We start from the raw sequence: 11,846 nt of genomic DNA, 5'->3' as shown, positions 1-11,846 counted from the left end.
TAACGTGGTCGTATGCGCAAGTACCTGTTCGGGACCGGGCTCATCTCCGCCGTGACGAGCGGCGTCGCGCTTCTGCGCGGCGCGCGCGGAGACGTGCCGTTCACGTGGCGACAGGCCCTCGCATGGCTCAGCTGGGGCATCACCCTCGCCCTGTCCATCGGCACGCTGATCGACACCTACCGGGCCTCGCGCGGCCATCTGATCGCCACCGACTCGCCCATCCACGGCGACGAGGAGAAGCTGCTCAAGAAGCGCCTGCAGCGCTGAGCGTGCTGCGCGCGGGCGTCAGCGCACGCTCAGCGGGCGCAGGTGCAGCGGTTCTCCGCCGGCACCCCGGCGAGGGCGGACTCGATGTGCTCGCCGCACCCCGCCCAGGTCGTCTTGCCGCAGCGTGCGCACGTCACCGGCTGGCACATGTCAGATCTCCATCTCGTAGTGGACGAATCCGGTACTGGTCGCGACAGCGTCATAGAGGCGCCGCGCCGTCGAATTCTCCGATTGGGTGAGCCAGTAGACCTTCTCGGCACCGGCGGAACGAGCCTGATCGCGCACGTGGCCGATCAGTGCGGACCCCACTCCCCCGCGCCGGAGATCCGGGGCGACGAACAGGTCCTCGAGGTAGCAGTACTCGCCGCGACGCCAGGTCGCGGGGTGGAACAGCCAGTGCACGATCCCGACCGCTCGGCCGTCGTCATCACGGGCCATCGCTCCGTGCAGGACGCCGTCGGCGACGAGGCGGGCGAAGGTCATCTCGGTCACCTCGGCGGGAACCTCGCTCGCGTAGAAGCGCAGATAGCCCTCCCAGAGCGCGCGCCACTCCCGCTCATCGGCGGAGGTGATCGGAGCGATGGTGGGCACGTCTCCAGGGTAGCGCCGCCCGCCGATGGAGGCGCTCAGCGCGTGACGATGAGCGCCTCGCCCTGACCACCGCCGCCGCAGAGGCCCACCGCCGCCGTGCCGGTGCCCCGTCGGACGAGCTCGTGGACGGCGTGGACGACCAGACGCGCTCCGGAGGCCCCGATCGGGTGGCCGAGGGCGATCCCGCCGCCGTGGATGTTGACGACGTCTTCGGTGAGTCCGAGCTCGGCCTCGGAGTGGGCGACCACGGCTCCGAACGCCTCGTTGATCTCGACGAGATCGAGATCGGATGCCGCGAGGCCCTGGCGATCCAGCGCCTGCGCGATGGCGCGCGCCGGCTGGGCGTGCAGGGAGTTGTCCGGCCCCGCAACCTGGCCCGCCGCGCCGACGACCGCGAGGACGGGCCATCCGGCGGCAGCCGCGTGTGCGCGGGTCGTCAGGACGACCGCGGCCGCGCCGTCGGAGATCTGCGAGGCGTTTCCCGCCGTGATCGAGCCGTCCGAGGAGAAGGCGGGGCGGAGGCCGGCCAGGGTCACCTCGGTCGTCGTGTCGCGGATGCCCTCGTCCTGGGCGACGCGGGTCGGCTCGCCACGGCGCTGGGGCACCTCGACCTCGACGATCTCCGCCGCGAAGAGGCCGGCGTCGCGCGCCGCCGCCGCACGCGCGTGGGAGAGCGCGGCGACGTGATCCTGCGCCTCGCGGGTGATGCCGAACGCGGGGTTGAGGCGCTCGGTGGAGGCCCCCATGGACTCCTTGTCGTAGGCATCCGTCAACCCGTCGTAGGCCATGTGGTCGAGCACCTCGATCGAGCCGTAGGCGTAGCCGTCCCGCGACCCCATGAGCAGGTGCGGCGCGCGGGTCATCGACTCCATGCCGCCCGCGACCACGACGGTCGCATCGCCCGAGGCGATCATGCGCTTCGCATCGATGATCGCGGTGAGGCCCGACAGGCACACCTTGTTCACCGACGAGGCGGGCACGTCCCAGCCGAGTCCTGCGGCCAGGGCCGCCTGGCGGGCGGGGTTCTGACCCGACCCGGCGGGCAGGACCTGACCCATGATGACGGCGTCCACGGCGTCCGCGGGGATCCCGGCCTTCTCGAGGGCGCCCGCGATCGCGAAGCCCCCGAGCTGGGGGGCGCTGAACGAGGCCAGCTGGCCCTTGAGGCGACCCTGCGGCGTGCGGGCGGCGGCGACGATGACGATGTCGTCGGTGGTCATGCGAGCTCCTTGAGCGATTCGGAGAGGATGAGGTCGGGTTCGGTCGCGGCGATGACCTCATCGACGGTGACCCCGGGCGCCGTCTCGACGAGGACGAGCCCGGCGGGAGTGACGTCGATCACGGCGAGGTCGGTGATGATCCGATCGACGACGCCGCGGCCGGTGAGGGGCAGCGAGCAGGCGTCCACGATCTTCGCCGAGCCGTCACGGGCGACGTGCTCCATCAGGACGATCACCGTACCGGCGCCGTGGACGAGGTCCATCGCTCCCCCGGGCCCCTTGACCATCTTGCCGGGGATCATCCAGTTCGCCAGGTCTCCGGTCCGGGACACCTGCATCGCCCCGAGGATCGCGGCGTCGATCTTGCCGCCGCGGATCATGCCGAAGCTCAGCGCGGAGTCGAAGAACGCCGAGCCCGGCAGAACCGTGACGGTCTCCTTGCCGGCGTTGATGAGGTCCGGATCGACGTTCTCCTCGGACGGATAGGGACCCACGCCCAGGATGCCGTTCTCCGACTGGAGGACGACCGTGACGCCGTCGGGCACGTGGTTCGGCACGAGGGTGGGAAGTCCGATGCCGAGGTTGACGTACGAGCCGTCGGCGAGCTCGGCGGCCGCGCGTGCGGCCATCTCGGTGCGGGTGAGTGCCATGGTCAGGCTCCTTCGGGGATGTCGCGGGGCGTCGCATCGGTCCCCGTGCTTGTCGAGGGGTCGGCCGAGACGGTGCGCCGCTCGATGCGCTTCTCGATGTCCGGACCCACCTCGACGATGCGGTGGACGTAGATGCCGGGAAGGTGCACGTCATCGGGATCGATCCCGCCCGCGGGGACGAGCTCTTCGACCTGCGCGATGCAGACCGTGCCGGCCATCGCGGCCAGCGGGTTGAAGTTCCGCGCCGACTTGTGGAAGACGAGGTTGCCGTGCACATCCCCCTTGGCGGCGTGGACGAGGGCGTAGTCGGTGACGATCGCCTCTTCGAGGACGTACTCGCGCGCGGTGCCGTCCGGGGCGAAGGTGCGCACGTCCTTCTGCGGAGAGGCGACGGCGATGCCGCCCTGTCCGTCGTACTTCCGCGGCAGCCCGCCCTCGGCGACCTGCGTGCCGACTCCGGTCTGGGTGAAGAACGCGGCGATTCCGGCGCCGCCGGCCCGGAGCTTCTCCGCCAGCGTTCCCTGCGGGGTGAGTTCGAGCTCGAGCTCACCGGAGAGGAACTGCCGCTCGAACTCCTTGTTCTCGCCGACGTAGGACGAGGTCATCTTGCGGATCCGCTTGGCGTTCAGCAGGACGCCGAGCCCCCAGTCGTCCACGCCGCAGTTGTTGGAGACGATGGAGAGGTCCTGCGTCCCCTGCGCGAGCAGCGCCTCGATGAGGGCGATCGGGTTGCCCGAGAGGCCGAACCCGCCGACGGCCAGGGAGGCGCCGTCGGGGATGTCGGCGACGGCCTCCGCGGCCGTCGCGTACGTCTTGTCGATCACGTGAACTCCTTCGTCGTCCGTGTCCCTCCATCGTCCGCCCTCGCGAGCCGGTTGGCGCGCCGGTGTTTGCGATGTGGGCTGTCGATCGCATATTGTCCACATCATGGACAACACGCCGTCTGCGACCGTTCCCGGCGCGCAGGCGATCGCCCGCGCAGCCTCACTCCTGCGCCTCGTCACCGGCGCGGGAGACGGCGGACTGACCGTCGCAGATCTCGCGCGACGAGCGGACCTCACCCGCCCCACCACGCACCGCCTCCTCTCGGCACTCCGGCACGAGGGGCTCGTCGACCAGGACGAGCGCACCGGGCGCTGGATGCCGGGACCCGAGCTGTACCTCATGGGCACGGTGGCGGCATCCCGCTACGACATCACCGCGATCGCCCGCGACATCGTGCGCTCTCTGGCCGTGCGGACCGAGGAGAGCGCGTTCCTCTCGGTGCGCCGAGGCGACGAGACCGTCTGCCTGCTGCGAGAGGACGGCGCGTTCCCGATCCGGTCGTTCGTCCTCTCGGAGGGGACGCGATTCCCCTTGGGCGTGGCGTCGGCGGGTCTCGCCATCCTCGCATTCCTCCCGCCCCACGATGTGGACGCCTACTTCGACCGGCACCCCGAGCTCCCCGAGCGGCACGGCGCTGCGCATGCGGAGCCGCGGCTGCGTGCCCGACTGCGTGAGACGCATGCCCGGGGCTTCGCCGTCAACCCGGGGCTCATCGTCCCGGGCAGCTACGGTCTGGGCGCGGCCGTGTTCACCGCGTCGGGGCACCCCCAGTGGGCGCTGAGCCTCACCGGCGTCGAGTTCCGCTTCACGCCGGATCGGATCCCCGAGCTGGGCCGCACCCTCCTCGCGCACGCGCACCAGCTGTCCACGCGCGTCGCGGCGTCGGCGCGCTGACCGCAGCTGGCGGGGTGCTCACGCTGTGGCGAGCGACAGCTCCCGTTCGACGGCGGCGGCGATCCGCGCGGCGCCGGAGGCACTGAGGACGACGGTGTAGTGGTTGAACCCCTCCCAGCGCTCGTGGGCGATGTCGGGGTAGGCGGCCAGCAGACCGCGCAGGTGCTCGTCCGGATACAGCCCGGGCGCCTCGTCCTGCAGCCCGCGCGGCACGGTGATGAGGAGCGCAGGTCGCGACAGCGCGGCGAGCGAGTCGACGACGGTCGTCGTCGTGTTCATGTCGACGGTGTCCTCGACGGTCGTCGCGTACGACGTCGCGGGGCGGAGCCCGCCGTCTCCCGCGGGCACGAGGTCGTACGCCAGGTAGCGCTCGAGCGCGGGCGTCCAGTCCGCGGCGAACGCGGGGTGGTCGCGCCAGAAGTCGAGGTACTCCGCGACATCCGCGAACCGCAGGTTGAGCCGCGCCGCGGTCGGACCGAGGATCGCGCCGACCAGCTCGTCGGCGTCGAGGCCGGCGGGTGCCCCCAGGGGCAGCCCTCCATCCACGAGGAGCAGTCGCGCGACGAGGTCCGGATGCCGCGCCGCGAAGGCGACGGCGACGAACGCTCCCATCGAGTGCGCGACGACGACGGTGGGGCCGAGCCCGTGCGCGCGGGCGACCGCCGCGAGGTCGTCGGCGTGGCTGAGCATGCCGGCGGGGCCGACGAGCTCGTTGCTGCGCCCCCGTCCGCGGAGGTCGGGCGCGATGATGCGCACTCCCGGGAGAGCGTCGGCGAGGTTCTCCCAGGCCAGATGGGAGGAGGTGACGCCGTGGATCGCCAGGATCGTCGGGGCATCGGGCTCCGCGGCGTCCCACACGCCGACGGCGAGGTCTCCCCCGGCGACCGGGACGCGCACCTCGCGCCGAGCGCGCGTCATCGTGCGGTCCAGCCGCCGTCGATGGTGTAGCTCGCGCCCGTCACCATTCCGGCCTTGTGCGAGGCGAGCCATCCGACCAGCGAGGCGACCTCGTCGGCTTCGACGAGGCGCTTGACGACACCCTCGGTGAGCATGATCTTCTCGACCACCTCGCTCTCCGGGATGCCGTGGACCTTCGCCTGATCGGTGATCTGCTTCTCGACGAGAGGGGTGCGCACGTACGCGGGGTTGATGCAGTTGCTCGTCACGCCGTGCGGGCCGCCTTCGAGCGCCGTCACCTTCGACAGCCCCTCGAGGGCGTGCTTGGCCGAGACGTAGGCGGACTTGAACGCGCTCGCACGGAGGCCGTGGGCGCTGGAGATGTTGATGACCCGGCCCCAGCCGCGGGCGTACATCCCGGGGAGCGCCGCGCGGATGAGAAGGAAGGGCGACTCGACCATGAGCCGATGCATGAAACGCCACCGCTCGGGGTCGAACTCCTCGATCGGGGCGACCGTCTGGATGCCGGCGTTGTTCACGAGGATGTCGACGTCGAGGGTCAGATCCTCCTGGGCGGCGGTGTCCGACAGGTCGACGACCCAGGCCTCGCCGCCGAGGGCTCCGGCAGCCTCGTTCGCGGCCTCGGCGTTGAAGTCGGCGACGATCACGTGTGCTCCGCGCGCGGCGAACTCCTGCGCGCACGCGAGGCCGATGCCGCTGGCACCGCCCGTCACGAGTGCGCGGTGGCCCGTCAGGTCCTGCTCAGTCATTCCCACCTCCGGGGGTGCGGCGCGCGTCGAGCGCGTTGCGGATGAATCTCGTCATGTGGTCGATGATCGCGTCGGGCATCTCGGTGGGGGCGGCACCGGACTCGTCGCGCTCCCAGAGGAGGTAGCGCATGCCGATGAGCTCGCCCGCTCCCATCAGGGCCCACGCCGTGACCTCGGGGTCGAGGCCCGCGTCGACCTCCCCGTCGCGCTGCGCGGCGCGGAGCCCCGCCTCGTAGCCGTCGACGATGCGGGTGTAGTGCAGGCGCAGCATCTCGGGCGAGACGAACTCCGCCTCCCGCACGATGCGGTAGAGCGCGGGATGGGCCGCCGTGAAGCGGAAGAAGCCCTCGAAGCCGGCGCGCTCGGCCTCGATGCGTCCCGATGCCCCCGCCATGGCCTCACTCATGGAGTGGCGCACACGTCGGTTCAGATCGACGACGAGCTCTTCGAAGATCTGCTGCTTGCTGTCGAAGTAGAGGTAGAAGGTCCCGAGGCCGATGCCGGCCCTCTCGGTGATCTTCACGATGGATGCCTCGTGGTAGCCGAGGCTCGCGAAGACCTGCTCGGCGGCTTCGAGGAGCTTCCGCCTCGTCGCCTCTCCGCGTTTGGTGAGCGGCTTGCCGGTCGCCGACAGCGCAGGGGCCGGGTCGGCGGTCTCCGCGATCAGGTGCGATGCGGTGTCATCCATCGACGGTCTCCTTCATCAGGTCGGCGGCGCGACGGCGCAGCCGCGAGCGGGCGAGCTTCTCGATCGTCGAGCGGGGCAAGGACTGGACGAACGCGATCCGCACCGGCACCTTGTAGCCCGCGAGCTCCGCACGGGCGTGCGCGAGCACCTCGTCCTCGCCGAGCACCGCCCCCTCGGCGCGGACGACGAACGCGACGCCGCGCTCGCCCCACACCGCGTCCGGCACGCCGACGACAGCGGCCTCGAGGATGCCGGGATGCAGGCACAGCGCCCGCTCGACCTCGGCGGGCGCGACGTTCTCGCCCCCGGAGATGAAGATGTCCTTCAGCCGGTCGACGATCCGGTAGACGCCCGCGGCATCACGGTGGACGATGTCGCCGGTGCGCAGCCACTCGCCGGACATCACCCGCGCCGTCGCCTCCGCGTCGTGCAGGTAGCCGGCAAAGACGCTCGGCCCGCGCACCCACAGCTCCCCCGTCGCCTGGCCGGAGAGCGCGAGGCCTGTCGCGGTGTCGACGATGCGGACGTCCACGTGGGGATACGGACGACCGACGGCTCCGGGGAAGAGCCCGCTGTCCGACGCCGGCAGGCAGAGCACGTTCGGGGCGGCCTCCGTGAGCCCGTACCCCTGCGTCAGCGGCACGCCGGCGGCGGCCCAGCACGCCGCGAGGTCGGCGGGCAGGGTGGCGCCGCCGACGAGCGCCTGGCGCAAGGGGCCCGCGGCGACCTGCGCGAAGGCGGGATCGTCGGCGAGCAGGCGGTACTGGGTGGGCACGCCCATCATGGCCGTCACGCCCCGCTCGGCGAGCAGCTGCAGGATCCGCTGGGGCTGGAAGGACCGCTCCAGCACGACCGTCGCCCCCACCCACCAGGCCAGCAGCGGCTGGCAGTTCCACGCGGCGATGTGGAACTGCGGGAGCATCGAGAGGACGATGTCCTCACTCGTCAGCTGCTGCGCGCCCGCGAGGGCCAGGTTGTTCCAGAAGCAGTTCGCGTGCGTGAGGACGACGCCCTTCGGCGCCGCCTCGCTCCCGGAGGTGTAGATGACGAGGAGCGGATCGTCGTCGCGGACGGCGCGCCGGGGGGCGGGGGCGCCCGCGCGCACCGGGACGGATGCCTCGACGCCCGTCGTCCCGAGGGCGCACGCCGGCAGAGGCCGCGGCACGCGCCGCAGTGCCTCTGCGGCGAGGCCCTCGTACTCGTCCTCGATGAGGACCAGGGTGGGGTCCGACTGCGCGAGGACCTCGCCCAGCTCGCGGGGTGCGAGACGCCAGGACAGCGGCACGAACGCGATCCCGGTCTTGGCGCACGCGAAGAAGGCGACCACGTGGTCGATGGAGTTGCCCGAGACGGTCGCGATGCGGTCTCCCGGGCCGTAACCGCGGCGGCGCAGGGCGTCGGCAAGCGCCGCGGCCCGCTCCTCGAGCTCGCCGTAGCCGATCCGGACGCCGCGGTCATCGATCGCGGTGCGGCGGGGAGAGCCGACCGCGCGGTCGGTCAGCCAGCGACCGATCGTGTGCGGACCGTCGAGCGTCATACCCGCGCCTCCACCTGCTCGGCGGCGGGCTCGTCCGACTCGTCGATCTGGCGCAGCTGCGACCGCGTCCGCTCACCCCGTCGACGGCGCACCGCGGCGTCGATCGTGCCGGCGATGCCCCCCGGGAGGAACATCACCACGAGGATGAACAGCACGCCCAGGATGAACAGGGGCTCCGAGAGCGGGATGCGCAGAACGTCCGGCAGGGAGTGGATCCACTCCGCGCGGGAGAGCACGGTCAGGCGCTGATCCAGGATCGTGTAGAGCACACCGCCTACGATCGCACCCCAGCGGAACCCGACGCCACCGAGGACGACCATCACGAGCACCGTGATCGTCAGATCGGCGCCGACACTCGAGGGTTGCGTGCCCGACTGCAGGAGCATGTACGCGATCCCGGCGAGGGAGGCGCACAGCGCCGCGACGACGAACACGATGAGCTTCGCGGTGTACGGCCGAAGGCCCAGCACCTGCACCCGCAGCTCGTTCTCGCGGGTCGCCTGCGCGAGATGCCCGAGCCGGGAACGGTCCACCCACAGGACGATGAGGTACACGACGACGAGCACCACGAGGGTGAACCAGTAGAGGTTCCGGGTGTTGACGACCCCGACGAGCCACTCCGGCACCTGCGCGACCGGCAGTCGCAGGCCCTCCTCGCCGCCCGTGACCTGCTGGTTGCGCCGGACGAGGACGGAACCCGCCTGCGCGAAGGCGAGCGTGACCATGGCGAACGGGATGCCGGAGACCCGCATCGAGATCGCACCGGTGAACACGGCGATCACCATCCCGCCGAGGAGGGCGATGAAGACACCCGGCCAGAGCGGCACGCCGAAGAACTGGAGGGCCAGCCCGAGACCGTACGATCCGGCCCCGAAGTAGAGCGCGTGCCCGAAGGAGAGCATCCCGCCCGTGCCGAGGAGCAGGTTGTACGACAGCGCGAGGGCCGCGAACACCATGCACAGCGAGAGGAGCGCGAGGGTGCCCGGCGTGTAGGTCGCGCCGGGCAGCACACCGGGGATCTGGATGTTCAGGAGCGGCAGGACCGCCATGAGCACGACGAGCGCGCCGCCGACGATGAAGGGGAGGTAGGCGCCCGAGCGTCCGCGGACGAGGGTGGGGACCCCGGTGGTGACGGTCATGCTTTCCTCCCCATGAGGCCGGTGGGGCGCACCAGCAGGACGACGGCGAGCAGGACGACGACGATGAAGTCGCCCGTGCCGTTCAGGTAGACGTTCGCGAACTGCTGCAGCACCGCGACGATCACCGATGCGATGGCCGCCCCCGTGAGCGAGCCGAGCCCGCCGATCACCGTCACGATGAACGCGAAGATGAGCAGGGTCGCCCCGAGGTGGGCGGAGACGAAGGTCGTGTAGTGCATCGCGAGGACGCCGCCGATGCCGGCCGCCGCTCCCCCGATGGCGAAGACGAGCGTGAAGCTCTTGCGCACATCGATGCCCAGGGCGGTGACCATCGAGCGGTTCTCCACGCCGGCGCGGATGATCATGCCGTACCGGGTCTTCTTGAGGAACAGCACGAGACCCACGAGGACGAGCGTCGCCGCGATCATCAGCACCCAGTACGTGTTCGGGATGCGCGCGCCGAGGACCTCGGTCGTGCCCTTCAGCCACGGCGGACCGGCGATGTTGACGGCATCCGTTCCCCAGATCCCCTCGAAGAGGGCGACGGCCGCGAAGGAGAGGCCGACCGTGACGAGGACCTGTTCGATGTGCCGTTCGTACAGGGGGCGGATGAGGATCAACTCGGTGAGCGTCGCGAAGATCGCGCCCACCGCCGCGCCGACGAGCACCGAGATGAGGAAGGAGCCCCAGGATGCGGTGCCGAGCGCCTGCGCGACCTGCCAGCCCACGAAGGCGCTGAGAGTGAGGAACGCGCCGTGCGCGAAATTGAGCACGTGCATCAGGCCGTAGATGAGGCTCAGGCCGGAGGCGACGAGGAAGTAGAGGGCCCCGAGCCCGACGCCCGTGAGGAGGATGAGGACGATGCTGCTCATGAGTGGACCTCCGCGCTGACGCCGAGCAGGCGCGTGGTGAGGGAGTCGTCGTCGAGGATCTCGCGGGCGGACCCCGTGTGCACGACCCGCCCCCCGGCGATCACCACGGCGCCCTGCGCGAGGCGCCGGACGACATCGAGGTTCTGCTCGACGAGGAGGATGGGGACGATCTTGGATGCCTCTTCCAGCGCATCCGCGACCTCGCCGACGATCTTCGGGGCCAGGCCCTTCGTGGGTTCGTCGACCAGGAGGATCTGGTTCTCGTTGAGGAGCGCGCGGGCCACGGAGACCATCTGCTGCTGACCGCCCGACAGGGTCCCGGCCGCCTGGGCGCGTCGCGCGACGAGGTCGGGGAACAGCTCGGCGACGAACTCGCGGCGCGGATTCTTGTCGCGCTCGGCGAGGGCGAGGTTCTCCGCCACCGTGAGCCCGGCGAAGACCTCACGGTCCTCCGGCACGTAGCCCACCCCGCGCTGGACGATCCGATGGGTGGGCAGTCCGTCGATCCGCTCACCCGCGAGGGTCACCTCGCCGCGACGGTGGATGAGGCCGAGGATCGCGCGGATCGTCGAGGTCTTGCCGACGCCGTTGCGGCCGAGGACGGCGGTGATGCCGGTGGCGGGCACCTCGAACGACACCGACTCGACGACCTGCTGTCCCGCGATGGAGGCGGAGAGGTTCCGGACGGTGAGGATGGGCGGCGCAGTGGTGACGCTCATGCGGCGCTTCCTTCCGTGCGGCCGAGGTAGGCGCTCTGCACGAGCGGGTCGGCCATGATCTGCTGAGGACGGTCGTACGCGATGATCGACCCCGAGTACATGACGGCGACCTTGTCGACGAGGCCCATGAGGACGTCGATGTGGTGCTCGACCATGAGGACGGTGCAGCCGGTCTCGCGCTGCAGGTCGCGGATGTTCTCGACGAGACCCGCCACATCCCCCGAGGCGACGCCCGCCATGGGCTCATCGAGGAGGACGATGGATGCCTGGGTCGCGAGCAGCACCGCGATCTCGAGCTTGCGCTTGTCGCCGTGCGAGATGTCGCCGGCGGCGGTGTCGAGCTTGTGGGTGAGCCCGACCTTGACGAGCTGCGCCAGTGCGTGCTCGGTCGCGGCATCCGACCGCTTCGGGAAGCGCAGGAGCGAGTAGTTGCCGCCCCGGGAGACCTGCGCTGCGATCCGCACGTTCTCCAGCACGCTCAGGCGCGGGAAGAGGCTCGAGGTCTGGAAGGTGCGCCCCAGTCCCGCCCGCGCCCGCTGGGGCACAGACGAGCGGGTGATGTCCTCACCGTTCATCAGGATCGTCCCCGATGTGGGCCGCGAGACTCCGGAGATCACGTTGAACAACGTGGTCTTGCCGGCGCCGTTGGGACCGATCACGCCGACGAGGCTGCCGGGCGCGATGTCGAGGTCGACGTCTTTCAGGATGGTCGCACCGCCGATCTGCAGGCCGAGGCCCGAGATCTGCAGCGCGGACGGGACAGGAGCGCTCATCGTG

At 70.9% G+C, this 11,846-nt stretch carries 15 protein-coding genes; 2 read left to right on the top strand and 13 right to left on the bottom strand.

What is annotated here, in order from left to right; all coding sequences use genetic code 11:
* Positions 1–12 precede the first annotated feature (12 nt).
* Positions 13–267: a hypothetical protein gene (locus J0P97_RS04975; protein WP_215486659.1), complete on the top strand. Its 255-nt coding sequence runs from the start codon at positions 13–15 to the stop codon at positions 265–267.
* A 29-nt stretch (positions 268–296) separates the two neighbouring features.
* On the opposite strand, the gene J0P97_RS16040 is transcribed toward J0P97_RS04975, so the two are convergent.
* Genes J0P97_RS16040 through J0P97_RS04955 form a run of 5 tightly spaced genes read right to left on the bottom strand, consistent with a single transcriptional unit; the run spans position 297 to position 3,552 of the window.
* Entirely contained in the window at positions 297–416 is a 120-nt protein-coding gene (locus tag J0P97_RS16040) for a DUF8730 family Cys-rich protein (protein ID WP_504739346.1), read from the bottom strand.
* 1 nt (position 417) lies between these two features.
* Positions 418–858, bottom strand: coding sequence for a GNAT family N-acetyltransferase (locus J0P97_RS04970; protein ID WP_215486658.1), 441 nt, complete (start codon positions 856–858; stop codon positions 418–420).
* A gap of 35 nt (positions 859–893) precedes the next feature.
* Complete coding sequence (locus J0P97_RS04965) at positions 894–2,078, bottom strand: acetyl-CoA C-acyltransferase (RefSeq protein WP_215486657.1); 1,185 nt, start codon at positions 2,076–2,078, stop codon at positions 894–896.
* A complete protein-coding gene (locus tag J0P97_RS04960; protein WP_215486656.1) occupies positions 2,075–2,728 on the bottom strand; it encodes a 3-oxoacid CoA-transferase subunit B in 654 nt (217 codons plus the stop codon). Before J0P97_RS04960 ends, J0P97_RS04965 begins: the two co-directional genes overlap by 4 nt.
* 2 nt (positions 2,729–2,730) lie before the next feature.
* Positions 2,731–3,552 carry a CoA transferase subunit A gene (locus J0P97_RS04955; protein ID WP_215486655.1) on the bottom strand — a complete coding sequence of 274 codons (822 nt, stop codon included), beginning with the start codon at positions 3,550–3,552 and terminating at the stop codon, positions 2,731–2,733.
* 103 nt (positions 3,553–3,655) lie between these two features.
* Between J0P97_RS04955 and J0P97_RS04950 the strand changes: the two genes are divergently transcribed.
* Positions 3,656–4,447, top strand: coding sequence for an IclR family transcriptional regulator (locus J0P97_RS04950; protein WP_215486654.1), 792 nt, complete (start codon positions 3,656–3,658; stop codon positions 4,445–4,447).
* A gap of 18 nt (positions 4,448–4,465) precedes the next feature.
* On the opposite strand, the gene J0P97_RS04945 is transcribed toward J0P97_RS04950, so the two are convergent.
* Genes J0P97_RS04945 through J0P97_RS04910 form a run of 8 tightly spaced genes read right to left on the bottom strand, consistent with a single transcriptional unit; the run spans position 4,466 to position 11,842 of the window.
* On the bottom strand, positions 4,466–5,365 hold the full coding sequence (locus J0P97_RS04945; RefSeq protein ID WP_215486653.1) for an alpha/beta hydrolase: 900 nt from the start codon (positions 5,363–5,365) through the stop codon (positions 4,466–4,468).
* Entirely contained in the window at positions 5,362–6,114 is a 753-nt protein-coding gene (locus tag J0P97_RS04940) for a 3-hydroxybutyrate dehydrogenase (RefSeq protein WP_215486652.1), read from the bottom strand. The genes J0P97_RS04945 and J0P97_RS04940 overlap by 4 nt, the downstream gene beginning before the upstream one ends.
* A complete protein-coding gene (locus J0P97_RS04935) occupies positions 6,107–6,802 on the bottom strand; it encodes a TetR/AcrR family transcriptional regulator (protein ID WP_215486651.1) in 696 nt (231 codons plus the stop codon). Before J0P97_RS04935 ends, J0P97_RS04940 begins: the two co-directional genes overlap by 8 nt.
* Positions 6,795–8,339, bottom strand: a complete 1,545-nt coding sequence (locus J0P97_RS04930) for a class I adenylate-forming enzyme family protein (protein WP_215486650.1) — start codon at positions 8,337–8,339, stop codon at positions 6,795–6,797. The genes J0P97_RS04935 and J0P97_RS04930 overlap by 8 nt, the downstream gene beginning before the upstream one ends.
* Positions 8,336–9,478 carry a branched-chain amino acid ABC transporter permease gene (locus J0P97_RS04925; protein ID WP_215486649.1) on the bottom strand — a complete coding sequence of 381 codons (1,143 nt, stop codon included), beginning with the start codon at positions 9,476–9,478 and terminating at the stop codon, positions 8,336–8,338. Before J0P97_RS04925 ends, J0P97_RS04930 begins: the two co-directional genes overlap by 4 nt.
* On the bottom strand, positions 9,475–10,350 hold the full coding sequence (locus J0P97_RS04920) for a branched-chain amino acid ABC transporter permease (RefSeq protein ID WP_215486648.1): 876 nt from the start codon (positions 10,348–10,350) through the stop codon (positions 9,475–9,477). Before J0P97_RS04920 ends, J0P97_RS04925 begins: the two co-directional genes overlap by 4 nt.
* On the bottom strand, positions 10,347–11,069 hold the full coding sequence (locus tag J0P97_RS04915) for an ABC transporter ATP-binding protein (protein ID WP_215486647.1): 723 nt from the start codon (positions 11,067–11,069) through the stop codon (positions 10,347–10,349). Before J0P97_RS04915 ends, J0P97_RS04920 begins: the two co-directional genes overlap by 4 nt.
* A complete protein-coding gene (locus J0P97_RS04910) occupies positions 11,066–11,842 on the bottom strand; it encodes an ABC transporter ATP-binding protein (protein ID WP_215486646.1) in 777 nt (258 codons plus the stop codon). Before J0P97_RS04910 ends, J0P97_RS04915 begins: the two co-directional genes overlap by 4 nt.
* Positions 11,843–11,846 lie beyond the last annotated feature (4 nt).

Origin of the sequence: Microbacterium flavum (assembly GCF_018717645.1) — a bacterium.
Classification (GTDB): domain Bacteria; phylum Actinomycetota; class Actinomycetes; order Actinomycetales; family Microbacteriaceae; genus Microbacterium; species Microbacterium flavum.
Note: the sequence above shows the minus strand (reverse complement) of the source record. Positions and strands in the feature narration are given on the sequence as shown.

Bases quoted from the DNA above. Each gene is read 5' to 3' on its own strand.
- J0P97_RS04975 (WP_215486659.1), top strand. From the start codon at position 13: ATGCGCAAGTACCTGTTCGGGACCGGGCTCATCTCCGCCGTGACGAGC.
- J0P97_RS16040 (WP_504739346.1), bottom strand. From the start codon at position 416: ATGTGCCAGCCGGTGACGTGCGCACGCTGCGGCAAGACGACCTGGGCG.
- J0P97_RS04965 (WP_215486657.1), bottom strand. From the start codon at position 2,078: ATGACCACCGACGACATCGTCATCGTCGCCGCCGCCCGCACGCCGCAG.
- J0P97_RS04960 (WP_215486656.1), bottom strand. From the start codon at position 2,728: ATGGCACTCACCCGCACCGAGATGGCCGCACGCGCGGCCGCCGAGCTC.
- J0P97_RS04950 (WP_215486654.1), top strand. From the start codon at position 3,656: ATGGACAACACGCCGTCTGCGACCGTTCCCGGCGCGCAGGCGATCGCC.
- J0P97_RS04945 (WP_215486653.1), bottom strand. From the start codon at position 5,365: ATGACGCGCGCTCGGCGCGAGGTGCGCGTCCCGGTCGCCGGGGGAGAC.
- J0P97_RS04940 (WP_215486652.1), bottom strand. From the start codon at position 6,114: ATGACTGAGCAGGACCTGACGGGCCACCGCGCACTCGTGACGGGCGGT.
- J0P97_RS04935 (WP_215486651.1), bottom strand. From the start codon at position 6,802: ATGGATGACACCGCATCGCACCTGATCGCGGAGACCGCCGACCCGGCC.
- J0P97_RS04930 (WP_215486650.1), bottom strand. From the start codon at position 8,339: ATGACGCTCGACGGTCCGCACACGATCGGTCGCTGGCTGACCGACCGC.
- J0P97_RS04925 (WP_215486649.1), bottom strand. From the start codon at position 9,478: ATGACCGTCACCACCGGGGTCCCCACCCTCGTCCGCGGACGCTCGGGC.
- J0P97_RS04920 (WP_215486648.1), bottom strand. From the start codon at position 10,350: ATGAGCAGCATCGTCCTCATCCTCCTCACGGGCGTCGGGCTCGGGGCC.
- J0P97_RS04915 (WP_215486647.1), bottom strand. From the start codon at position 11,069: ATGAGCGTCACCACTGCGCCGCCCATCCTCACCGTCCGGAACCTCTCC.
- J0P97_RS04910 (WP_215486646.1), bottom strand. From the start codon at position 11,842: ATGAGCGCTCCTGTCCCGTCCGCGCTGCAGATCTCGGGCCTCGGCCTG.